This is a genomic window from Aureibacillus halotolerans (assembly GCF_004363045.1).
Classification (GTDB): domain Bacteria; phylum Bacillota; class Bacilli; order Bacillales; family DSM-28697; genus Aureibacillus; species Aureibacillus halotolerans.
The window spans coordinates 1-23,263 of sequence record NZ_SNYJ01000024.1 but is presented as its reverse complement, the minus strand read 5'-3'; the positions used below and the strand labels follow the sequence as shown (position 1 = coordinate 23,263).

24 protein-coding genes and 1 pseudogene are annotated in these 23,263 nt (G+C 46.0%); 18 read left to right on the top strand and 7 right to left on the bottom strand.

Annotated features, from left to right (window positions below; all coding sequences use genetic code 11):
* Nucleotides 1-20: 20 nt before the first annotated feature.
* The 9 genes from EV213_RS18780 to EV213_RS18740 all read left to right on the top strand — a co-directional run bounded on the left by EV213_RS18780 (nucleotide 21) and on the right by EV213_RS18740 (nucleotide 8,861).
* Nucleotides 21-248: a DUF2651 family protein gene (locus EV213_RS18780; protein ID WP_166639412.1), complete on the top strand. Its 228-nt coding sequence runs from the start codon at nucleotides 21-23 to the stop codon at nucleotides 246-248.
* Between the two features lie 662 nt (nucleotides 249-910).
* Nucleotides 911-1,807 (top strand): macrolide 2'-phosphotransferase, encoded by an 897-nt coding sequence (locus tag EV213_RS18775; RefSeq protein WP_133582112.1) that lies wholly within the window; start codon nucleotides 911-913, stop codon nucleotides 1,805-1,807.
* Between the two features lie 233 nt (nucleotides 1,808-2,040).
* On the top strand, nucleotides 2,041-3,567 hold the full coding sequence (gene nikA, locus EV213_RS18770; RefSeq protein WP_133582111.1) for a nickel ABC transporter substrate-binding protein: 1,527 nt from the start codon (nucleotides 2,041-2,043) through the stop codon (nucleotides 3,565-3,567).
* Nucleotides 3,568-4,512, top strand: coding sequence for a nickel ABC transporter permease (nikB, locus tag EV213_RS18765; protein ID WP_133582110.1), 945 nt, complete (start codon nucleotides 3,568-3,570; stop codon nucleotides 4,510-4,512). It abuts the gene before it with no gap.
* On the top strand, nucleotides 4,512-5,372 hold the full coding sequence (gene nikC, locus EV213_RS18760; RefSeq protein ID WP_133582109.1) for a nickel transporter permease: 861 nt from the start codon (nucleotides 4,512-4,514) through the stop codon (nucleotides 5,370-5,372). Before nikB ends, nikC begins: the two co-directional genes overlap by 1 nt.
* Nucleotides 5,359-6,153, top strand: a complete 795-nt coding sequence (locus tag EV213_RS18755) for an ABC transporter ATP-binding protein (protein WP_133582108.1) — start codon at nucleotides 5,359-5,361, stop codon at nucleotides 6,151-6,153. Before nikC ends, EV213_RS18755 begins: the two co-directional genes overlap by 14 nt.
* A complete protein-coding gene (locus EV213_RS18750) occupies nucleotides 6,150-6,911 on the top strand; it encodes an ABC transporter ATP-binding protein (RefSeq protein WP_133582107.1) in 762 nt (253 codons plus the stop codon). The genes EV213_RS18755 and EV213_RS18750 overlap by 4 nt, the downstream gene beginning before the upstream one ends.
* Before the next feature lie 34 nt (nucleotides 6,912-6,945).
* Nucleotides 6,946-8,274 (top strand): MATE family efflux transporter, encoded by a 1,329-nt coding sequence (locus tag EV213_RS18745; RefSeq protein ID WP_133582106.1) that lies wholly within the window; start codon nucleotides 6,946-6,948, stop codon nucleotides 8,272-8,274.
* 110 nt (nucleotides 8,275-8,384) lie between these two features.
* Nucleotides 8,385-8,861, top strand: coding sequence for a hypothetical protein (locus EV213_RS18740; protein ID WP_133582105.1), 477 nt, complete (start codon nucleotides 8,385-8,387; stop codon nucleotides 8,859-8,861).
* 74 nt (nucleotides 8,862-8,935) lie between these two features.
* Here EV213_RS18740 and EV213_RS18735 read toward each other — a convergent pair whose 3' ends face one another.
* From EV213_RS18735 to EV213_RS20905, 4 genes and pseudogenes are all read right to left on the bottom strand, one after another.
* Nucleotides 8,936-9,826: a putative RNA methyltransferase gene (locus EV213_RS18735; protein WP_133582104.1), complete on the bottom strand. Its 891-nt coding sequence runs from the start codon at nucleotides 9,824-9,826 to the stop codon at nucleotides 8,936-8,938.
* Nucleotides 9,827-10,135: 309 nt separating this feature from the next.
* Nucleotides 10,136-10,918, bottom strand: a pseudogene (locus tag EV213_RS18730) (PhzF family phenazine biosynthesis protein).
* A gap of 37 nt (nucleotides 10,919-10,955) precedes the next feature.
* Nucleotides 10,956-11,237, bottom strand: a complete 282-nt coding sequence (locus tag EV213_RS18725) for a hypothetical protein (protein WP_133582103.1) — start codon at nucleotides 11,235-11,237, stop codon at nucleotides 10,956-10,958.
* Nucleotides 11,238-11,794: 557 nt separating this feature from the next.
* A complete protein-coding gene (locus tag EV213_RS20905) occupies nucleotides 11,795-11,962 on the bottom strand; it encodes a hypothetical protein (RefSeq protein ID WP_166639410.1) in 168 nt (55 codons plus the stop codon).
* A gap of 142 nt (nucleotides 11,963-12,104) precedes the next feature.
* Here EV213_RS20905 and EV213_RS21385 point away from each other — a divergent pair, with 142 nt between their 5' ends.
* The 4 genes from EV213_RS21385 to EV213_RS18705 all read left to right on the top strand — a co-directional run bounded on the left by EV213_RS21385 (nucleotide 12,105) and on the right by EV213_RS18705 (nucleotide 14,178).
* Entirely contained in the window at nucleotides 12,105-12,356 is a 252-nt protein-coding gene (locus EV213_RS21385; RefSeq protein ID WP_133582145.1) for an ATP-binding protein, read from the top strand.
* An 88-nt stretch (nucleotides 12,357-12,444) separates the two neighbouring features.
* Nucleotides 12,445-12,972: a P-loop nucleotide/nucleoside kinase family protein gene (locus EV213_RS18715; RefSeq protein WP_133582102.1), complete on the top strand. Its 528-nt coding sequence runs from the start codon at nucleotides 12,445-12,447 to the stop codon at nucleotides 12,970-12,972.
* Between the two features lie 91 nt (nucleotides 12,973-13,063).
* Nucleotides 13,064-13,495 carry a GNAT family N-acetyltransferase gene (locus EV213_RS18710; RefSeq protein WP_133582101.1) on the top strand — a complete coding sequence of 144 codons (432 nt, stop codon included), beginning with the start codon at nucleotides 13,064-13,066 and terminating at the stop codon, nucleotides 13,493-13,495.
* Nucleotides 13,496-13,644: 149 nt separating this feature from the next.
* Nucleotides 13,645-14,178 (top strand): hypothetical protein, encoded by a 534-nt coding sequence (locus EV213_RS18705; protein WP_133582100.1) that lies wholly within the window; start codon nucleotides 13,645-13,647, stop codon nucleotides 14,176-14,178.
* A 121-nt stretch (nucleotides 14,179-14,299) separates the two neighbouring features.
* Here the strand turns inward: EV213_RS18705 and EV213_RS18700 are convergent, their stop codons facing one another.
* Nucleotides 14,300-15,757 carry a carboxylesterase/lipase family protein gene (locus tag EV213_RS18700; RefSeq protein WP_133582099.1) on the bottom strand — a complete coding sequence of 486 codons (1,458 nt, stop codon included), beginning with the start codon at nucleotides 15,755-15,757 and terminating at the stop codon, nucleotides 14,300-14,302.
* A gap of 196 nt (nucleotides 15,758-15,953) precedes the next feature.
* Here EV213_RS18700 and EV213_RS18695 point away from each other — a divergent pair, with 196 nt between their 5' ends.
* Together EV213_RS18695 and EV213_RS18690 are read left to right on the top strand one after the other, a co-directional pair.
* A complete protein-coding gene (locus EV213_RS18695; protein ID WP_133582098.1) occupies nucleotides 15,954-17,219 on the top strand; it encodes an MFS transporter in 1,266 nt (421 codons plus the stop codon).
* A complete protein-coding gene (locus tag EV213_RS18690; protein WP_133582097.1) occupies nucleotides 17,194-17,730 on the top strand; it encodes a winged helix-turn-helix domain-containing protein in 537 nt (178 codons plus the stop codon). The genes EV213_RS18695 and EV213_RS18690 overlap by 26 nt, the downstream gene beginning before the upstream one ends.
* A gap of 59 nt (nucleotides 17,731-17,789) precedes the next feature.
* Here the strand turns inward: EV213_RS18690 and EV213_RS18685 are convergent, their stop codons facing one another.
* Entirely contained in the window at nucleotides 17,790-21,014 is a 3,225-nt protein-coding gene (locus EV213_RS18685) for an FIMAH domain-containing protein (RefSeq protein WP_208112787.1), read from the bottom strand.
* Between the two features lie 255 nt (nucleotides 21,015-21,269).
* Nucleotides 21,270-21,773 carry a GNAT family N-acetyltransferase gene (locus EV213_RS18680; RefSeq protein WP_424923081.1) on the bottom strand — a complete coding sequence of 168 codons (504 nt, stop codon included), beginning with the start codon at nucleotides 21,771-21,773 and terminating at the stop codon, nucleotides 21,270-21,272.
* 180 nt (nucleotides 21,774-21,953) lie between these two features.
* On the opposite strand from EV213_RS18680, the gene EV213_RS21380 reads away from it, so the two are divergent.
* The 3 genes from EV213_RS21380 (at nucleotide 21,954) to EV213_RS21370 (ending at nucleotide 22,854) form a co-directional block, all read left to right on the top strand.
* Entirely contained in the window at nucleotides 21,954-22,037 is an 84-nt protein-coding gene (locus tag EV213_RS21380; RefSeq protein WP_424923082.1) for a putative holin-like toxin, read from the top strand.
* 324 nt (nucleotides 22,038-22,361) lie between these two features.
* Entirely contained in the window at nucleotides 22,362-22,445 is an 84-nt protein-coding gene (locus tag EV213_RS21375; RefSeq protein WP_424923082.1) for a putative holin-like toxin, read from the top strand.
* A gap of 325 nt (nucleotides 22,446-22,770) precedes the next feature.
* The gene (locus EV213_RS21370) at nucleotides 22,771-22,854 is read left to right on the top strand and encodes a putative holin-like toxin (RefSeq protein ID WP_424923082.1); all 84 of its coding nucleotides are present in this window, start codon (nucleotides 22,771-22,773) and stop codon (nucleotides 22,852-22,854) included.
* Nucleotides 22,855-23,263: the final 409 nt, after the last annotated feature.

The following is a 23,263-nucleotide window of genomic DNA, read 5'->3' as shown; positions in this document are numbered from 1 at the left end:
ATTGAAGGGAGGCAATAAAATTGAACCTTTTTCTTCTATTGATTATTGTTTATCCTCTCGTAACGATACTATTAACCGCAGTTCTTTGGGCTCTCACAAGAAAGGTAAGTGTGCCACTAATTGTCACCTTTGTTGTGTTTGTGTTGCTCATGTTTTTTGAGTACAACACTACATTTCTAATATGGGTGCTTGTGTATACAGTCATTTCCCTCGTTACTTCACTACTTTTAAAGAAGCGTAAACGATAGCTTGTTTCACGTGAAACACAAACGTCTCACACACATTCGTTTTTAGTGTGAGACGTTTTTTATTAGCTATAAGTACAGACAATCATTAGGGATCTGCCCGATTGTTGAAGATCATTTCAATTGAATTGTATTTTTGTTGTACTGTTCAGTAACGAAACTGCTTTCTAGTACTTAGTAATATTGACAATAATACTATGTGAATGTATGATATGCGTTATATTACGCAAAGGAGGGTTTTTAAAAATGATGCCATCAGGAAGATTACGCCAGCAAACTTTGAACAATAGGTAACTTAATATGTTCAAAGGCTCTGTTTTTATGAAACAGAGTAAACGGGAGTAGTCTGCACATTTTTAAAAACCTTCTACGGAGAGGTATACACTTTTTACGTGAAGAAAGGCAGATAGTCATCTGTCTTTTTTTCGTATGTCTTTTTTCGCTCATTCAAAGGAAGGCGTCTATTTGCTGTACATCGTTTACTCTTCATTATAGACAGTAGCTTGTCATGATCGCATTCCTTTAAAACCTAACGTCCATGTGGAAAGAGCATGAGTTTTTGCACCGTTTGACTGTTAGACAAACGAGTCCCCATCTTATCAAGCATCTGAATTTAAATGGCTTGGCCCATTGAACCAACAAATGAACTTTTGGAGGAAATAAACATGAATACACGTAAACTTAAACAATTAGCAATGAGTAAAGGCTTGGACATTATAGAAAACAGTATCAAAATCAATGAGTCTGGTATTGACTTTCAAGTAGCCTTCGCCAAAGATCAACATGACGATAATTGGATTTTAAGAATTCCACGTAGACCCGAATCAATGAGGCATGCACACCAAGAGAAAAATTCGTTAGAGATTATTAATCGCCATGTAAACTTTCAACTTCCGGATTGGTCTATTTTCTCTGAAGAGTTCATTGCGTATAAGCAATTAAGCGGAATTCCTGCGGCGACGATTGACTTGGAGCAACAGAACTATGTATGGAGTTTTGATGAATCCAATGTACCACCTGCGTATTTTCAATCATTAGGAAAAGCTCTAGCAGACTTACACTCGTTACCTCACGAAGAATTCAAACAGAGTGGGGTTGACGTTCTTCGTGCCAGTGAGTTAAGAGTGTCCATGAAACAGCGAATGGAACGGGTAAAAAAACAATACGATATCAATCCAACTTTATGGGGTCGCTGGCAAGCATGGCTAGCGGAGGACGCCCTTTGGCCAACACATGTAGGGGTGAAACACGGCGACCTACATCCAGGTCATGTCCTCATCAATAAAAATTATCAAGTAACGGGCTTCATTGATTGGACAGAAGTCGGAATTGCTGATGTGTCTGTCGATTTCTTGTCCCATCAACTCCTTTTTGGGAGTGATGGACTAACTAAGTTAATCGACGCTTATGACAACGCTGGTGGAAAAACATGGTCCAAAATGGATGAGCACATTGTAGAACTTCTAACAACAAGTGGCATCACTGTAGCTGAATTTGCTGAAGTCTCAGGCTTGAAAGAGATGCATGAAATGGCTGCACACATGCTTGCTAGCGAGATGTAATGAAACGTATCAAGTAATTCTGTTTCGACCATTAAAACATCCTTACCTTTTTTGAAAATAGGGTAGCACTCAGGAAACATGTGCTTCACATTGAAAAATCGCATTTTCCTGAGGCTACCTCTTAGTAAACGAATCATCAAAGAGAAAACGAAATTATTACGATTTACAGGCTTGCCATTCTATGCTACACTCAATCTCGCCTACATATGAATCCATTAAATGGGGGAGACCTGATGAAAAATTATTTTACTATCGCAACTTTACTCGTGTTGTTGTCCTTACTAGGGGCATGCACGTCAACCCCTTCGGCGGAGCCGGAGACAAATACAAAGCATTTGCACTTCCTCTATAATTTTTCAACAAATTCACTTGATCCACATGTGGATACGAGCTATGTGCCGTTGCGCGCTGGCATAACGGAAACGCTTGTCCGACTGGATGAGGAAAACCTCACGGTGGCGCCGTGGCTTGCCGAAAGCTGGGAGAGCGACGATGGCCAGTACTGGACGATTCAACTGCGTGAGGATGTGACCTTTCAAAATGGCAAGCCAATGGATGCTGATGCTGTCAAAGCGTCTTTGGAACGAGCTTTAGAGGAGAACGTCGCACTTCAAAATGCTCTGAAAATCGACACAATTGAAGCGGATGGGCATACACTAACTATTTCACTCACACAGCCATTTCCTGAGTTTGCCTCAGAGCTTGTTCACCCAAACGTGGCCATTATTGATGTCACGGAGCCGGATATTGTCAACCATCCGGTAGGCACTGGTCCGTTCAAGCTTACGTCGTTCACACCGGGTAGTAAGCTGGAGCTGGAGCGCTATGACAATTATTGGGACGGGGCTTCACCATTGGATACCGTTACGTTTGCTTTTAATGAGGACGCCAATGCCCGTTCACTCGCCCTTGAATCAGGCCAAACGGACATTGTCTACCGACCAGAAGTCGAAAGCTTGGAAACGTTGAAAGCGATTGAAGGCATTAAGGTTGAGTCAACGGGAACGTTCCGAGTTCATCAAATGACGATGAATGTGGAGCGTGAGAGTTTAAAAGATGTCAATGTGCGCCGTGCAGTAGATGCGTTGATTGATCGTGAAGCGATTGTGGAGTCCATTCTCCTTGGGCATGGTCAGGTTGCCGAAGGCCCGTTTCTTCCTTCCTTACCTTTTGCTCCTTCCTATCCACCACGTGAAAGTGGTTTGGATGCGGCAATAGCTCACCTTGAAAAAGCAGGGTATACGCAGCAGGATGGCGTCATGCAAAAAGATGGTGAGCCGCTCACGTTTAAGTTGTTGACGTATAGCGCACGCGCAGATTTGCCGCTCATTGCCCAGGTGTTTCAATCAGATGCCAAGCGCATTGGCATTGATGTGGAAATTCAAATGATCGAGATTCCCGAAGAATACATGGCGGCAAATCGCGACTGGGATCTTACAACGTATAGCAATCTAACCGCACCACGTGGTGATGCAGGGTATTACCTGAACGCGACCTACCATCCGACAGGTGCTTTGAATTTTAGTGGTACAGATGAACCAGAGCTGACAGCCATTATTGATGAATTAAACCAGACCGTTGACCAAGACAAGCGTGCAGCGTTATCTCAGCAGGCAGCGACCTATGTGCATGAGCAAATGCTTAATTCCTTCGTCCTGCACCCGGCTACGATAGTGGCGTACAATGCGGACAAAGTTCAACATTGGGTAACGACACGAAGCGAATATTACATGATTACCAATAAGTTGGATGTGAACTAAATGATCCGCATCGTTTCACAGCGCCTCATTGAGGTCCTTGTGTTTCTGCTTTTGATTACCTTTGTTAGTTTTCTGTTTGTACGACTTGCGCCAGGCGACCCGATTCTCACCATCCTAAACGTGGACGAGCTGGCAGTGAGCCAGGAGCAGGTGGAGGATCTCCGCGAAAAGATGGGCTTTAACGATCCTTTCCTTGTTCAATATGGACGTTGGCTGCTAGATTTTTTCCGCCTGGACCTGGGCTCATCCTTCACAACCAATCAGCCCGTCATGGACCTGATTCTGATGAGTCTTCCCGCTTCGCTGGAGCTGGCGACAGGTTCGATTATCGTGATGCTGTTGGTTGCCGTACCACTAGGGTCACTATCGGCACTTTATCGGAACAGCTGGGTTGACCATCTTAGCCGAGGGATTTCAATATTAGGAGCAGCTGTGCCAAGCTTTTGGCTTGGCCTTTTGCTCATTGATCTGTTTGCCGTTCGATTCGGCTTGTTTCCAACGATGGGGAGGGAAGGGTTCATTTCTCTCGTACTGCCGTCGATTACGCTTGGTTTGGCGATGGCCAGTGTGTATGTGCGTCTTTTGCGTTCCAGTTTGCTTGATTCCCTCAGTCAGGAGTTCGTTCATGCAGCCCGTGCACGAGGGCTGTCTGAACAACGCATTTTTGTGTCGCATGCCTTTCGCCACAGTTTACCCCCTGTCATTACGGTGTTTGGTGTGAGCTTGGGAAGCTTGATTGGCGGTGTTGTTGTCATCGAAGTGCTGTTTTCGTATCCAGGGGCGGGCAGTCTCGTCGTCGATGCGATTCGCCAGCGGGATTATCCGTTGATTCAGGGATATATCCTCGTCATGTCCATTCTGGTCTTCCTAGTGAACACTGCCGTTGATTTGTCCTACCATTACTTGAATCCAGAGCTGAAGCTGAAAGAAAGGAAGGCACGCTAATGGTCACCATTGAATCATCTTCATTAGTGAAAAAAAACCCATGGAAGCGCGTTGTTTTCGTAAGCGCACTCGTGCTGCTCGCCGCGCTTTTTGCCTACACCTTTCTTTACCTAAAGCATGATCCTTATTTAACAGACATGAGTGTCCGACTGCAGGGCATGAGCTTGATGCACCCGCTTGGCACTGATCATCTCGGGCGGGATGTGCTGACCCGGCTTCTTTTAGGCACAAAGCTGACCCTTGGCTACAGTGCCTTGGCGTTAGGTATTGCGGTTGTCATTGGTGTCCCCTTTGGTTTGTTCGCTGGCTACATGGGCGGTCTCATTGACCGTGTGTTTATGCGCATTGCCGATGGGTTTCTTGCGTTTCCTGACACGATTGTGGCCATTGTGCTCAGTGGTTTGCTCGGCCCTGGCATTGGCAATCTCGTCATCGCCATTGTCGTGGTTAAATGGGTCAACTACGCCCGTCTTGTTCGCAGTACGGTCATGAGTGAATCACAAAAAGAGTATGTGACGATGGCGCGCATTAATGGGATGACACCAGGACGAATCATGCGCAAGCATTTGTTTCCGCATCTTATAGGCCATGTACTTGTTCTGGCGAGTCTGGACTTAGGCAAGATCATTTTATTAATCTCCGCCCTGTCCTACATAGGATTAGGAGCCCAGCCACCTGCGCCCGAGTGGGGTGCGATGCTGAATGAATCAAGACCGTACTTTCAGTCAAGCCCTGAGTTGATGTTCTTCCCAGGACTGGCCATCGTGCTTGTCGTCCTGCTATCTAATCTAATCGGGGACGATCTACGTGATCGCTTTGATGTCAAAAGGGAGGAGAGAGGCCACCATGCTGAAGGTTGAACAGCTGACCATCGCTACATCGTCTACAACGATCGTGCAAGAGGTATCGTTTAAAGTGAAGGCAGGCGAGTGGTTTGCCCTCGTTGGTCAGAGTGGGAGTGGGAAAAGCATGTTGTCGCAAGCCATCGGCGGTCTGCTTGCTCCAAATCTCCAGGCGACAGGAAAAATTTATTTTAAGGACCAAGACCTGTCCACGCTATCGAAGCGAGAGATGCGTGCCCTGCGTGGGCGCCATCTCTCCTATGTGTTTCAGGATTACCAAGGCTCGTTTACCCCATTTCGCACCATTGGGCAACATTTTAACGAATACCAAAAAACACACGGCACCCATGATAAAGCAGCTCGGAAGCGGCAGGCCCTCGATGCGCTAAGCTCTGTCGGACTGCCAGAATCGCTATACACACGATATCCGTTTCAATTGAGCGGGGGGCAGCTTCAGCGCGTATCCATTGCTTTGGCTCTCTTGCTAAAGCCCTCACTGCTGATTGCCGACGAGGCGACTACGGCACTGGATAGTGTGTCGTCCCACCGTATTTTGGAGCTGCTTTTTCAACTGCAGCAGGACACAGGCTGTGCCATATTGTTTATTACGCACGACTGGCGCCATGTGAAGAAATACGCCAATCACATTGCCGTCATGAAGGATGGCGAGATCGTTGAAGCAGGCGGCAAACATCGCGTGCTTGATCACCCACAGCATCCTTATACGAAGCAGCTCATCAAAGCGGCACCAACCCTCGGGAAAACCTTGCCTTCTGGACTGGAGGAGATCCAATCGTGAGCGTGCTTGACGTACAAGGCTTGACGAAAGCATACAAAAAAGACAAGCTGGTGTTAGATCATATCTCGTTTCATCTAGAGGCTGGTGAATGCCTAGGTTTAGTCGGCGAAAGTGGCTGTGGGAAAAGCACTTTGGCTCGATGCGTGCTCGGTGTCGAAACAATCAAAGATGGTCACATTCGTTTGTTTGATGAGCCGATCCAGCACCTAAGCGAAAAGAAGCTTAGACCTTTGCGCAAGCATTTTCAGGCCGTATTTCAACATCCCACAGCGTCATTAAATCCAAAACGCACGATTAGGGAATCATTGCTGGACCCTTATCAACAATTCGAAAAGGAGCTTTCGTTGGCGCACTTTTCCTTCACCTCACCAGATGCCTTTGTCCGTCAGCTGCTGGAGGCGGTTGAATTGCCTGAGGAGCTTGCGAATCGGTATCCACACGAGTTGAGTGGAGGGCAAAAGCAACGCGTAACGATTGCTCGCGCCATTAGCATTGAACCTGCCTTTATTGTGCTTGATGAGCCAACCGCTAGTCTGGACGTTCTTTCACAGGGAGCCGTATTGGCCCTGTTGACGACCTTACGTCAATCGTTAGGAATCGCGTACCTGTTTATTTCTCATGATCTTGCCGCCGTCCACCAAATGAGTCAGCGTATCATGGTTATGAAGGAAGGCAAGCTTGTTGATCAGTTTAGCAGTGATGAGCTGATGGCAAACGAGCGGGACAGCTACACGAAAGAACTAATTGCGATTTTTTGAGAGCATGTGCAAATTGACATAAAGGATGACCTGGATGACACACAGAACGTATTTGGGCCTAGTTATTCCTTTACTACTGGCCTCCTTAACAACACCATTTCTAGGTATTGTCGATACCGCCATTGTCGGACGCTTTCCAGACGCCTCCTATTTAGGGGGCGTTGCGATTGCGACGATGATTTTTAATACGCTTTACTGGTTGTTTGGCTTTCTGCGTGTCGCTACATCAGGATTTACCGCCCAAGCGCTTGGTTCTGGAAATGAAGAAAACCAACGGCTCGCACTGATTCGCCCTTTTAGCATTGCCCTTATCGTTGGCAGCATGTTCATTTTATTGCAAGTGCCTATTCTTTACAGTGCGGTCGTACTCACAGGCGCAGATCCGAGCGTAAGTGATGCGGCGAGCACGTACTTTTCAATTCGCATTTGGGGGGCACCGTTTGCGCTTGCTAATTTTGTCCTGCTTGGCTGGCTCATGGGGATGTCCTATGTGAAGCTGTCATTGCTGCTCGTTTTTTTGACGAACGCCTTGAACATTTTGCTTAGCCTCTTATTTGTTCCTGTCTTCCAATGGGGGATGGAGGGACTTGCGGCGGCGACACTCGTTGCGGAAATGGCATCAACACTGCTTGGCCTTCTTATCGTTCAACGCAAAATTGATGTGCGCTCATTAGTGTCTCGTTCCTTTGTTAAAAATGTCCTTGGCGATAAACAGGGACTTAAAAAGATATTCCAAGTGAATCGTGATCTGTTTATCCGTACCATTTGTCTTCTCCTTGCCTTCCAGCTGTTTACGATTGTCGGTGCTCAGCTCGGCACAGAGGTACTTGCCGCAAATGCGATCCTGATGCAAATGCAATTTCTGATCGTGTATATGTTTGACGGGTTTGCCAATGCCTCAAGCATATTGACCGGGAAAGCGATCGGTGGAAGAGATAAAACCCTTTACTATGAAACAGTTAAGATGACCCTGCGCTGGTGTATTTACAGCTCATTGCTACTGGCAGGCATCTATTGGCTGACAAAAGATCTTGTGCTGCCAATGTTTACGACCCTTGAGAGTGTGCTCGTGTTGCTTGGTGAATTTAGCCATTGGCCAGTTTATGTAGCCCTTACCGCAGGCTTTGGTGTCCTTGGCTATGGGCTGTTCACTGGGGCAACCGAGGTGAGCTATGTCCGCAATTCGATGATATGGGCATGCGCGTTGTATGTGCTTAGTCTGTACCCGCTCATTCAAATCTTCGGGAACCACGGTCTCTGGGTCTCGTTTATTCTGTTTTGTGGCGGACGTTCGGTCTTTCTTTTCATCTATTTGCCGCGCTTGCATAAAAAGCTTTGGGGCAATGAGGAAGGCCGAGTGTAGCAGGTAATCTTGGAGACCAATGTTTGCGGACTGCACGACCACCAGACGATGTGTAACCTTTTCTTCCTCCCAAACGACTAAAGAGCAATCGACTCACGGAGGAGATGCTCATGAAAGCGATGGTGTACGGTGTGGTTCAAATCTTGCCTATTTTGGTCGTATTGATGGGGTGCAGTAGTGGTGTCACTAGTGATACTCAAGAGACCTCCACGGCGAAGAAACCTCCCAGCACGGACACGATTCCACAGTTAACCGTAACGGCGGACGAACAGCCTATCCCTGCATTTGAGGGAAGCTACTGCTGGTCATCGGAAGGGGTGGTGACATGCGTTGACAAAAGCGGTCCAATAGAAACGCTTGAGGGAGAAACACCGACTGTTGTGGCACCAGGTGCCCTCATTGACATGACCTATGAAGATGCACCTGAGCCAAAGGAGTTTCAAGTGCGGCACCTTAACATTGGAGAAGTGGCATTAGATAACGGAAAATTTCTCGCACCAGAAACGCCAGGTGTTTACTATTACAAGACATCGGGCAGGTGGGAGCAAGGCAGTGCATCATCGTTCTTTTTCTTAGAGGTTCGCTAATTGCATTTCCCGGGAAATAAAAAAACACTCTTTAGTTGTTGGGAAGGTTGCCCTTACAACAAAGAGTGTTTTAGTTATTTAGGTGAAATGCCGATCATAACATCCAAATCAACGGTGATTTGATTCGAAATCTCCTCTGCTAGAGACATTTCTTTTTCCTCAGTTAACGACCAAGTCAGAGGTGTCATTTGGACTAACCACTTCATTGAAGCTGGATTTAAGCGAGTTGTATAACATAGTCTAAAATGTTCGGCGACTTGAAAATGCTTTGAAAACCTCTCCAATGTCGCTTCATTGGAATACTTTTTGGTTGCTTTATGAAAAAGGACCTCACGTATCTCTTTCAAATAACCACTTCTGGGAACAACCTTTACGACGATGCCCCCAGTTCTCAACAACCGATTGCATTCAGCGTAATTTGAAGGGGATAAGATTGAAAGAATCACATCAAACTGGGACTCTTTGAATGGCGGATTGGCAATGTCAGCGACAGTCCAAACCTTGTCGGAGTAGTTCTTCGAAGCCATTGCAATTCCGGCTTTAGAAATATCGCTCCCAGCTCCTATCACATCACGAATTCCTCGAGAAGAAACTTTATTACAAATCGTTGAAAGGAGCGTCCCCTCGCCACACCCCATATCAAGTATAGAGCTCGTTTTCTTTGGTTTAGCAACATGAGCATGTATGGCACTTGCGATGGCATGGCTTAAAGGCTCAAAGAAAGCCTCTTCAGTCATAAGCTTTCGTCGTGCTTCAAATAGCCCCTTACTGTACTTCGTATTGACAGGTTGATTCATAAAATTGATGTATCCACGCTTGGCAAAATCAAACGTATGATGGTTGGAGCAGATTAAACTTTGATAGTGCACAACCTTCATAGACGCACGACAAACAGGACAGGCAAACATGGATTCGACAGTACGTACATAACGCGCATTCTTTACGTGTTTATTTTCATGAACCACGAAAGTCACCTCATTCATTTTTAGATAAATGAAAAAGGCATAGACAAAGAAACCCTCGCCATATTATTAAAAAAATACGAGCAGGATCTTAAAATCGTCTACACCAGATTCTATCTAAAACGAATGAATTGAATAATCATGGAAAGGACTCCTTGTTTTTAAATTACTCGCATTCATCGTAACAATGGAGTATGGAAATAGCAACGTAAAGACTCTAATAGTAGTATTATTTGTGAGAAAGAGGTATGTTTATCTCCTTGAATTAAGTGGGGGAAGTTGAGCCGGTGCATTCTTGCTATTTAGAGTAAATTACTTCCCCAATTGAACCTCCGAAATGGCATACAACACCGCTGAGCCGCTCATTCGTACATAGGGCTCGCTGTATTGACAATAGAGCGTTCCGCCACGCTTTGACAGCTGCCTAGCCGTCAAAGTGTTTTTCTCAAGCTGCTTCGCCCAATAAGGAACAAGATAGCAATGGGCAGAGCCGCAGACTGGGTCCTCGTTGACAGACAGTTTCGGAAAAAAACTCCTTGATACGAAATCAAACGCTTCCCCTTTGGCAGTAATGGTAACACCCATGCCTTCGGGAAGCTGCTACAGTTTTAAGAAATCAGGTGTTGCGTTTTGAACAGCTTTTTCATCCTCAAGAACGAGCATTAGGTCTCTTCCTAAATAGGCTTCAACAGGTTTGATGTCCAATGCATCGACCATTTCTTCTGTCAGGGGACATGGGGCAGGTGTTTGGCTAGGAAAGGTCATCTCAAAGAGGTTTTCTTGCTTCTCTACAACGAGCATGCCGCTCATGGTTTGAAATTGGACAATATCCATAAAGGGTTCGTAATACGCTGTGATGACAAAGGCAGAGGCCAATGTTGCATGCCCGCAAAGATCGATTTCCCCTCCAGGAGTAAACCACCGCAGTTTATACTCATTGTCTTGTTTAACAACAAACGCCGTTTCTGAAAGGTTATTTTCAATCGCGATGTTTTGCATGAGTTCAGCGGATATCCATTCGTCTAGTACACATACGGCAGCGGGATTGCCTTCAAAAAGTCGCTCTGCAAAAGCGTCTACGATATAACATTTCACTTGTTTCTCCTCCTCGTTTGTCCACGTCCTTGAACCATCACCCTCCATAATATGAATCAAAATTGACGATGAAAGGAAAGTCTCCAGGCAAGCTAAGAGAAAAACGTTCGTTTCCTTCGTTGTAAGAATAGGAGACGATGTAGTCGCCAAAAGCTGGAGCGTATTCAATAGTCTCGAAAGTCAGTTCTTTGTCTGCGTGAAACATGAAGGCGTAGCCAAAGGACGTCACGATTGCTTCTACCTGTCGAATAGAAGGAAAGAGCTGAAGCAAGAGTAGTAGAAGCAGAAAGCTACTTATAATCCATTTCCTTCGTTGCATAAGGAACTCCTTCCTCTTCCATTTTTTCCAGCATAGCATGTTCCACGTGAAACAGAAATGTTTTCCATGTCAAAGAAGCTACTCATCCAAGGAGTAGTTGATCAGGAACGAACCTCTATTGAAAACCAGTCATTTAATAAGCCTGCATCAATGTAAGGGAAGTGTCACCAAAATTGATAGGTTGTTTTAGCGACTGAGGGTACGAGGGATCTATCCGCCAGGATTGGTTTGGCGTACACTATTTCAATTTTCAATAGGGGGGTCTTCTTTGGGCATTATCTATCCTTATGATGCTCATTACATTAGTGATGAAGAATTATGTACCTATGATTGTCTTTACTGTCATTATTGTCATAATGAATGTCATGGGGGGAAGATACGGAGCAGCGGGGTCTCTTTCCGTGGGCAGCGGCAGGGGATATCGACATCGCAAATGTCACACTGTTGCCTACCTATCCTCAAGAGTATTCCTACGCTGTCATTATCGCTACGTCTTTGGGAGGGCTCATCGCTTCATTTGTATATTTTAATAGAATGGATGTACACTAGCGAAGAGGTCAAAGTAAAAACAATAAAGGGATGAAAAGCAGCGCATACACTAAAAGAAAGACGAGTTTGTAAGTCACGTCCTTGTGCGTGCCGGATTTTCTTTTCTTGAAATAAATGACGACGTAGCTGACACAGAGCGCCATGATGGCTATTGATAAGATGGTTACTAATGTCATTTGGGTTCACCTCCGACTAGGGTGATAGATTAAATCTCACATGTTCAATGTATCACATTTTGTAATGAGATTCTTCTTGAAATCCCTATTGTAAAGAGACCCAGGTGCCTTATATAACGTCTGCCTATATGGTTCTCATGCTATTGTCGATCCAATCGCCGTTAAACAGGTGCTGGATAATCTGCTGGTAAATACCCTCAAATATGCAAGAAGCTATGCCTCCATCCAATTTCAGGTCACCCCAGATCACGCTGTATTTTCCATAAGCAAAGATGTTGAGCATTTGACAGAAAAAGATGTTCCATTCTTATTCAACCGGCTCTATACAACAGACAAAGCACGTACCGATCGCGGACTCGCGATTGCAAAAAACGAATGGTCAACTGTCAGCTGAACTCAAAGACAACCGGATAATAATGACATGCAGCTGGCCTCTCATACGAGATGAATACCGATCGAAAACAATTCGGTGAAGGGGGAATATGCCCGTGCATGTTACTAAAAGTGTTGTCTACCTGATCTCAGGCCCACTAGGGGTCGGTAAATCAACCGTTTCCAAAACGCTGGCTAACACGATGCATCAATGCGCATTGATTGAGGGCGATCTCTTATTGCACATGTACCACGGAGAGACCGAACCCCCTTGGGAGGATCGTCTCCGATTAGCTTGGCTTCATATCGCTGCCGTGACTCGTAACCTGGTGCGAGATGGGCTGGACGTGGTGATCGATTTCGTCGTGGAAGACGAGCTGCCATGGTTCTGTGACCAATTATCTGATCTCGATGCGGCATTGCACTATGCTGTGCTACACGCGGATCCGGACATTATCTCCGGTAGGCTCGCTAGGCGGGGCGATTCGGAGGTTTTTCACCGCTCCCTTTTCCTTCGGAGCAAACTGATCGCATCTCCGGACAACCAGACATTTCTACTGGACGCGGGCAGCAAGCAGCCGGCTGAGCTTGCTGGGCTTATTTTGAAGGATGCCAGATTCAAAATCAATGGGATGTAGAGCCGGGCGAGCCGCGGCTATATTTTTTTAGAATTCCGGATTTTTAAAGGAAATTCTCACAAAAAATCTAATTGGTAGAGGAGGATGGAGAGTGCTAAAGGCAAACGAGGCCGACATCAAAGAGATTTTAGAAGGCACCCCTCAGGTCATTCATGAGGGAACATTGGGGCATGCGAGCCCATCATCGGAAAAAGTAAATACACTTGTTCTACCCCTTCTCCAAAAGGGAGGCTATTATTTGGTGGAAAAAGCGGGCGATGAGGTAATAGGCTGGGTGTTTCTTGGACCTCGGACAGATTCATTCACAGATGAACGTATTGGATTTATCTATGAGCTTTATGTAAAAGAAGAACACAGGGGACAAGGTCTTGCTAAACAGTTGTTAGATGAAGCCATTCGACAATTACAGGAGCAGGGAAACAAAGAAATTCGTCTTAGTGTCTTTAGTGGTAATGAGGCCGTGCGTCTGTATGAACAGCTTGGATTTCGTCCACACACGATGACGATGAGTTTAAAACAGTAATCCCTTGACGATGTGTTGGCGCAATCTTATACATAATGACCATGAATTCGCAATATATCAATTAATTGAAACAAATCTATGTGGTGATCCGTAAAGTAATGTAAGGGATTACAATTCTGTTCGAAAATCTAAAAAGGAGGAGTTTGATCATGAGGAAGTGGACAAAGCACAAATTAGGTCTTGCCTTGCTTCTTGTGCTACTGTTGGTCGCCGGGGGCTGTTCAAGTCAAACGGATTCCGTCATTGAAACCGTACTTAACCAACAATTTAGTGGTCCAGATGAAGAACTCATTGCTCTTTTAGAGGATCCTGAAAATCTCGCCATTATAGGCGATGATGAACAAAAGCGAGCACCATCATCCACCGATTTAGAAGACTATCTTCAGGAAACGTACGGGTCACTTATTATCGAAAACTCATATCAAGAAATTGTTAGCAATGCCGTGCATATTCAAACGGCGGCAGCGGAAAATAATTATAGTCTAAAGGCGGAGGATTTCCAGTTAAATCAAAGTGACGCAAATGAAAAAGAATATGATTTTTCGTTTGATGTTGTGTATGAAGGCAATGAGAATAGCGGTGAACAAGAAATTAGCGGGAAAGCCTTTGTAAACGAGAATGACAAAATAGCAGACATTCGATTTGATGAATCCCTGCAAAGCCTTCTGAATGCATTAGAGTAATTAATATCATCAAAAACATTTTAAATGGACGCCTCTTCGTTCCCACCAATTTCATAAGTCTAAACAAACGAAAAAACAGCCACGAGCTTTAATGTGTGGCTGTTTTTTTGTTGTGCAGTATTTACACCCATCCGCGCATGAGTGCAGCCCGTTTTTCTGCATCTGGGTCAAAAACGTGGTGTGTCGTGGGTTCGGCAAACACCATTGTCGCACGGGTCTCTGTGGTGTACCCACCCCAGTTTAAGGCGGCTGTTGACGGGGAGCCTTGTTGAATAAAGGCGAGCCACGCGTCTTGCATACGTGAAGACAACGCCATCGCTTCTTCAGTGATAGGAAAGCCGAGTTGTTGAAACACGCCAAGCTGTCCAAACACAAACGGAATCTCTGCCGCGTGTACAGGCTCTCCGAACAAAGGATGCCCTTGAATGTAACCGTCAAAACGATACATCCAAACAGGTGCGAAGTGACTTTGGGCTTCAATAAATTGCAACGACGTACGCCAGAAATACAAATCCGTAATGAATTGGGCCTGTGAGGCATGGGAGGACGAATACTTCTTGGCCACGACCTCTGCTTGTGGTTCTGGCATCTCTGTAGCAAGGATTCGTACAATTTCTTGTTCCTCCAGCAGATTGTCCTCGCGGATGAAAAATGCGCCTTCATCTTGATTCGTACCGAGTAACAGAGGGATGTCCTTTGCAGCGCCATCGGCGATCGCTTGCTGTGGTTCAAGCGGCAGAACGTTTCCATCGATTACAGGTTGAAAGGTAAGCAAGGGGCCAGTGATGTCTGCGACTTTTCCTTGGGCGGCGACCAGGTCGCTAACGGATACATTGGCAAGAGAGTCGGGTGTGTCTGCACCTATTTGTGTAAGGAAATACGAAGTGACTTGCTTTGAGAGCTGAAGGGGCATCGCTTGTGACGCGCCGCTTTGCATAATCGCTTTAGAGAATAGTCCTTTTGCCGCTGGCATCGCAAGCAGTGCGGCTACGCTCATGCTTCCGGCGGATTCTCCCATAATGGTGACGTTTGCGGGGTCTCCACCAAAAGAGGCGATGTGTGATTGAACCCAGTTCAATGCCTCCACCTGATCAAGCAAGCCTGCATTAGGTGTGTAGGCGGCATCGAGATGAGACAAATTTAAAAACCCAAGTGCACCAAGGCGGTAATTAAAGGATACGACGATCACATTGCCGCGTTTGGCGAGCGCATTGCCATGGTAAAGAGGATTGCTGCTATGTCCTCCAACAAAAGCACCACCATGTATCCAAACGACGACAGGCAGGGGTTTTTCTGAAGGGGCTTCTGGTGTCCAAATAGTTAAGTACAGGCAATCCTCCGACTGATCAAGCACTTTAGGGTCCTGGGCAACCATACTGTCATTCACATACTGCGGACAAACGGGACCAAAGGATTGTTCTTTACGTACCCCTTCCCAGGCTTTGACGGGTACAGGGCTTTTGAAGCGTAGGTTTTCCGTAGGAGGCTCTGCATAAGGGATGCCTTTCCAAACGAATGCCCCATGCTCATGCGTTCCTTCTAGCGCACCTAACGATGTATGTACGATACTTTCCCTCATGTGCGTCACCCTCTCAATAAGTTGCTTCCATCATACACCTTTCCGGAACGCTTTTTCTATTTTCACGAATTGGCTTATCGTTGTCGCCTTTTACCGTTCTATTATTCAGATAAGTTTCACAAATTCCTTGATAAAATCATTTTAGTCGTTTAAAATAATTTTAACGATAAAACAAATTAAGGAAAGGTGATGCGAAATGAAGGGGTTTAAGACAAGATGTGCCAAGCTTTTATTAGGGGGAAGGTGCTTGTCCACATTAGGAGATAGTGTGTACCAGCTTGCGATTGTTTGGTACATGTATGAATTGACGCAAAGCCCATTGTTTACTGGACTGACGATCGCTTGTATGACAGTGCCGAACGTCTTTTCCTTCCTTTTTGGGCCAATGATTGATCGTGCAAACAAACAGTTTCTCCTGGCTCATGCCCAATTGATCCAAGCGATCTTGATGACTGTTCTGCCTATCAGCCTGTTGTTAGGCTATGAGCATGTCGGTCTTGTGTTAGCCGTCGCGTTTTGTATTGCCTTTTTTGAGAATTTTCAAGGGACGGCAGAGATAAGCATAGCGCCACAGCTTGTGGGTAAGGAAGATCTCGGGCACTTTAACTCTGTATTGAATGGCTCGTCTCAGGTTGTGAATCTTTTAATGACGGGGCTGTTTTCAATTGTATTAGTGTATTTGGGCATCATTCAGGTGTACCTCTTTGTTGCCATTGCCTTTTTTGCAGCGTTTTTATGTTTTGCTTTTATTCGACGGGAAGGTACGAATAGAAAGACGTCTAAAAACACAAAGTTGATGACCCCTGGAAAGGGATATAAAAAAGAACTCAAGGAAGGTTTTGCGTATGTAAAGTCGACCAGACTGCTTATCATTATGCTGCCGTTCGTGCTCGCCAACGGGTTGCTCAGTGGGGTTCAAGCCGTGCTGCCAGATTATGCGCAAACCCTCGGAAGCACGACCTATTATGGATGGCTTATGTTTTCTATTTCAATCGGCCTCGTTGTAGGAAGCCTTGGCAGTTCATTGATCCTGCGCTTTCCAGTAGGCAAACTTTTCGTCATTTTGCCATTTCTGACAGGCATCCTCTGGCTCTGTTCTCTTCTCCAGCAAGAGATGTTACTTTCCTTTATCCTTTTTGGACTCTCCTTCGTTCCATTTGGTATGATGAATATAGTGTTTATTACGCTCGTCCAACAGTCCGTAGATTCGGCGTTGCTTTCACGCGTGTTGTCTCTTTGTGAGAGCATTCTTGTGCTCTCTATTCCTGGCGGTGCTTTACTTGGTGGATTCATTGCGTCACTGCTCGGTCCGCAGCTCATGATGTTTGCAAGTGCGGCGGCCTTCGCGATCATTGGCCTGTTCTTTCTTGTTCATCCATTTTTGCGAGCACTTCCTGCTTTGGACGAACTGACATTACATGAGGAGTCAAAAACCTATGAGCGATCTGAACCAACTTACTAAACTGTTGTTTGATGAGACCGGCCACAAGATCCTAACGGCCACCTCAAAAGAAAGCAAAACGACGAAAGAAATTGCAAAAGCAATTGGCGTGCCAGCCTCCAACCTTTACTATAAAATCAACAAGCTGGTGGGTGCCGATGCATTGAGACTGACTGAACAAACCCAGCAAGGCAACTTAATTGAAAACTACTATTCCAGTGGACATTTGTTTGAAGGTGATGGGGTGCTCATTCAAGGGGAAAACCTGAAAAAGAATATGAATCTCTTTACCCAACACTATCTGCTTAAACAAAAACAAATGCTAAAGTTGTTGGAGAAGAGTATTGATGAAGATGCGAATGCAAAAGAAGATCGCGTCAAATTCTTGCTGACGAGTGTTTCACTTTCATCGACTGATTGGGATGAGCTGAATGAACTCATTAGTGACTTCCTCGAGAGTAAGCACATGGAGGAGCCAACGGGGAATGAAATCGAAGTGGTCGTAGCATCTGCTCAAAAGAAGTTTCTTTAAGGAATAAAACACTAAAACAAAAGCGAACCCCCATTGATTCGAATGGGGGTTGCTTCAAATTACTCGAGTTGCTCCAAGGTTCTCTGTGCGAGGGCATGGAGCTGGGAGCTAAAAGGATTTGAAGTCGTTTCAGCTGCCAGAACGGTGATGAATTTCTCAGTAAAGTCACTCGCCTTTGTAGAATGCCCTTTCTCCCAATGATGTGTCGCCTGGCGCAGCATGTTCGTCAGCCGTTTGGCAACAGAGTGAGGGAACGTCTCGCTGTCAATAGTGACGTCAAGCGCACTTTGTAGCTGGATGAATGGACTTGGTCGAACGGTTACGGAATTCGATGCATCTGATTCCCCGCCGCCGTTGACGGCTTTGACATAGTAGGTGTATTCGACGCCTGACTCAGCAGTGCGGTCATAAAAAGTGTTCACCTTGGCTGTCCCTAGCGATTCTGCCACGCCATTAACTTCTCGATAGATGTTGACAAGACTCGCGCCGTCCTGAGGTGTCCATACGAGACCGACAAAGGTATCACCAGCAAGCCCTACTATAAGATCTGTCGGGGCAGGAGGTTGAGGCATAGCGACGTCGATGGCTGGAGAAGGAGCGGTTTCGCCTTTCTCGTTCAACGCTGTCACTTTATAGGTGTAGCCTGTTTCCTCAACATTTAACGCGTCATCGACATACCGCGCATCTGTTGTGCGGGCAATCTCTTCATAAAGTTCGCCACTAGTCGTTTTTCGGTAAACGATGTATTGTTCAGCTTGATCTGACGTCTGCCATGTCAATGTATTTGACGAAGGCGAAACATCAGACGCTTGGAGAGCTTGCGGAACAGACGGCAGATCAACTGGTGCTCCAGTGGTCGCGTTTGTCGTTGATGAAGCGGTCGATTGTCCACCAGTTCCTACTGCGGTGACGTAATAGCTGTAAGTGGTGGATGGATCAACGGTGTTATCGACATAGGTGGCGTCCGATGAATAGCCAATTGCCTCAGCATTAGACGAATTTTCGGTTGAGCGGTATACGGTATAGCTAACCGCCTCATCTACCGCCTCCCAGCTGAGGGCAATGCTCAGGCTGTTTACTTCCGTAGTTTGGAGTCCAGCCGGAGCAGGTGGTGCCGATTGTGAATCTTCATAAGCAAGCACTGTAATGGCGTCACTCGTTTGTGAAGGTCCCCCAGCGTTGACCGCCTGGATTTGATACGTGTAGTGCATGCCAAGGTCAATGATGTTATCCTCATAGGTTGCATTAGTCGTGTAGGCAACAGCTCTGACATAAGGATCCTTTGAAGAGGAGCGGTAAATTAAGTACCCTTCTGCTTCAGCAACGCTCTCCCATTGCAAGGCAATGGTGTCGTTGGACTGCATCTCCCCAAATAGTCCAGCCGGTGCAGTGTTTGGTGTATCTTTATCCGTCGCAGTTGGTTTAACGACGACAACGTAGTTCATCTTTTTTGCGTCATTGTTTGGCCCCATCACGACATGAGAACCAGCAGGGAAATGCTTTTTATAGAGTTTAAATTCGATTGGCTGATCATCGGTTATGCTTTTACCAGTAGGTTCATAGCTTTGCAACCATGCTGGTAGTGAAGATATTCGTGAATCGTGTGCGACATAAACATCGGCATCAGCAGCAAGGAAAAATGACACAAGATCCTCACTGGTAGAACCACGTGATTCTACCGCAGAACGAATCCACTCCGAGCCCTGAAGTGTTTCAGGAATGCTGACAAACTGATAGCCGTTGCTGTCAGACATGCGGTCCCCTGCGACGAGATCCCCAGGCTGAAGGTTTTGTTGTACCGACCAATTCGCCGCATTTTTTTCAGAGTCATTGATTATCATGTTTTTGATGAGCTCACCATTTTTTGCAGGTAGAGGCTCTTTCTTTGGCACCTCGGGTTCAGGAATCTCAGGAGGTGTAAACACAGGACCGCTCCAAACTGGTGGCTCCATCGAATATCCATCTGGAAAACCAGGGGCTGCCAGCTCATTTAAATAGTCCTCCAGGTTCGTATAGCCGTCACCGTTTCGATCTGCATTTCGATCAGATGAGTTATCTGGGTCAAGACCATGCGCAAGCTCCCATTCGTCCGGCATGCCATCGTTGTCCGAATCGGTCGGACCGGTTCTTTCTTCAAGCACTGGAAAGCCGCCAGCATCGTCTTCATGACCGATGATAGCGCCTGTTTGTGTGCGTACTTCACGAGAGATCCGCTCATCGACCGCATCACGCGCGAGAGAGGAACCCGCAAAATTAAGCACAGCTTCATACGCGTCTTCTGGTTCTTGTGTGTGCACAAGCGGATAGTTGAAACGTTCAGGCATCAACACACTTGGTCGTTCCTTTTCCATCATGCCCGCGCCTGTGTCGGTGCCGTCCAAGACACCATTTTTATTGCTGTCAATGCGATTGTTTTCTAAGTAAAGACTGTAATTTTCATTTCCTCGGACGACAGCATACTGGGGGTCAACGGAATTAATCCCAGCAACAAAGTAGTTGCCAACAACATTGCCATAGCCTTTTGTTCCAGATTCGCCGCCAGCAACGTACGGATATTCGCCCCAGTTATAAACCACATTGTTGACGAAATCAATTTGCCCCTTCGTTTTCGGGTTACGGTCATTGTTATGAGCATAGAGGTTATGATGCATCGTGATCGTATTCATTTCAATTAGGCCGCCCATGGAGTGGGTAAGCAGCCCCTCCGTCATCATCGACCATTGAACAGTAATGTTGCGAGATTGGATGTCTTCGTAATTTTTGCTTTTAATCGACAGTACTTCGTCCCGCCCCCAAGAGAAGGAGGAGTGGTCAATGATAACATTTTTACTGTCTTCAACATACATGGCATCATCCTGTGATTCGAGCGTGCCCATGCGGAAACGCAGGTAACGAATGACAATGTCTTCACAATCGATAAAACGAACGTTGTTTCCTTTAATGGTGACGCCATCTCCAGGCGCGGTTTGTCCAGCAATGGTAATATTGGATTTGTCACGAACGATAATTTGCGGAATCGTGAGCTCGCCAGATATGCCAAAAACGATCGTGCGTGGCGTATCACCAGCCGTTGTAAGCGCATCGTGAAAAGTGCCAGGTCCTTTGAGCTCACGGCTAGTTACATAGTAGACTTCACCACCGCGACCGCCCTGCGAATAGGCGCCAAAACCCTCAGCCCCAGGGAATGCGAGCAAACGATCTTCTGCGTGTGCAGAGAGTGGTTGCACAGGAATGATAGCGCTTCCAAAAATGATGCAAAACAACACCAACATAAACTTTTTCATAAAACCCCTCCTCAACGTATGAATGGTTCATCCTACACTGTAGATTGGGGAGGAGAAAGAAGCAATGCACCATTTCGGTAATGGATAAACAATTTGTTTAGAAAGGGCAGTGGTGAGCCGTTTTGTTGATCTATTGTGAAGTGGGCCAGTAGTGAGGAGGGTTTGGAGAGTTGCATTTAACAGTAGTATGTTCCCCAGAATTAATTGAGCTGTGCTCATGAATGAAGTGCGAAGTGCCCGAAATTGATTGTGAACCTAAAGGTCGCGAACATTCCAAACAAGCTCTCCATCCTCATCCCATGTCCTGAGGCGCCGTTCAAACCTTATTTTTTCTAAAACGCGAAAGGATGCAACGTTCCAAGAGCGTACCGTCGACCACAGTCGGTGTCGACCGGTGGCCATCGCAGCATTTACTATAGCGGATGCCGCTTCGGTCGCATAGCCATGCCCGTGTACGCTTCGAAACAGTTCGTAGGCAATTTCAGGTTCTTCTAGGGAAGAGCGGCCGATAATTAATCCACAATAACCAATGAAATCTCCTTCGTTTTGTCGTTGAATTGAGAGGAGGCTGATCCCATTTTCCTGCGCGCCTTTGCGAAAGAGGCTAATCTTCTTGCGAGCATTTTCGAGTGTAGGCTTAACCACGCCTCGTTCGGCAACGAGCTCCCTGTACCAATAAGCATCTGATTCTTTCCACATTCTTAAGGCCAGCCGTTTCGTCTCTATTTCAAACGTCATAGGTGTAAAGGGCACTGACAAAGTGTACACCTCCTGAGTGAATGTTGTGCTCTCGTCTCAAATTATAGATTAATAGTAACTTTAGTAGATACAATTGGTAGCGATTTCATAGAAAAGCGAAAAGTGCTAAAATAAGGGAGCAATCGTTCGGTTGGACTCAAGGGCGGATCGGCGCAAACCCCGTGAAAGGGGGTGGCGCCAATGACAGTATTTGAAACATTGTTTCTGATGATCAGCTTCAGTACGTTGATCGTCGTTGTACTGTCATTTCACCAAAAGAAATAAGCCCCCCTTGAAGTCCTGACAAGGCTTGGGGGCTTATTCTACCCAACACGCCGATCACCCTATGCAGGGAACCAACGATGCAATCGACCACTCGTGCGCTAACACGAGTGGTCTTATTTAGTATACGGTTGCTATAGCTTCATTATACGTGAAGCGAGGTGGGGAAAACAACTGTTAGAAAAAGAATAGTGAGCCCCTTTTTCAAAAACCGATACAAATGGTAGCGTTTTCATAGACGAGCAGAAAGTGCTAAAATAAGGGAGCAATCGTTCGGTTGGACTCAAGGGCGGATCGGCGCAATCCCTGTGAAAGGGGGTGGCGCCAATGACAGTATTTGAAACATTGTTTCTGATGATCAGTTTTAGTACGTTGATCGTCGTTGTACTGTCATTTCACCAAAAGAAATAAGCCCCCCTTGAGAACCTGACAGGTCTTTGGGGCTTATTTCAACTCAAACACGCCGATCACCCTTTGCAGGGAACCAACGATGCAATCGACCATTCGTGCGACAACACGAGTGGTCTTTTTTAGTATACGGTTACTATAGCATCATTATACGTGAAGCGGGGTGAGGAAAACAACTGTTAGGAAGAGAATAGAGCAGCACTTTTCAAGAACCGATACAAATGATAGCGATTTCATAGAAAAGCAGAAAGTGCTAAAATAAGGGAGCGATCGTTCGGTTGGACTCAAGGGCGGGTCGGCGCAATCCCTGTGAAAGGGGGTGGCGCCAATGACAGTATTTGAAACATTGTTTCTGATGATCAGTTTTAGCACGTTGATCGTCGTCGTACTGTCATTTCACCAAAAGAAATAAGCCCCCCTTGAAGTCCTGAGCAAGGGCTTGGGGGCTTATTTCGACTCAAACTACGCCGATCACCCTATGCAGGGAGCCAACGATGCAATCGATCACTCGTGCACCAACACGAGTGGTCTTTTTTAGTATACGGTTACTATAGCTTCATTATACGTGAAGCGAGGTGGGGAAAACAACTGTTAGGCAAAGTGTAGGACGGTCTTTTTTTCACAGTCATCTGAAACATTACTACCTTATCATTACCAAACACGTTTACTTGTTTTACATCCAACTACACTAATGTTGCATAAATAATTTCATAAAATTCTGTTCTTTATTCATCGCGGGTAAAGCAAAAAAAGGAGAACCTGAACGAAAGGCGATCTGTCCATTTGGTAATTATATACATTTAGACATAGGGAGGCGGCCG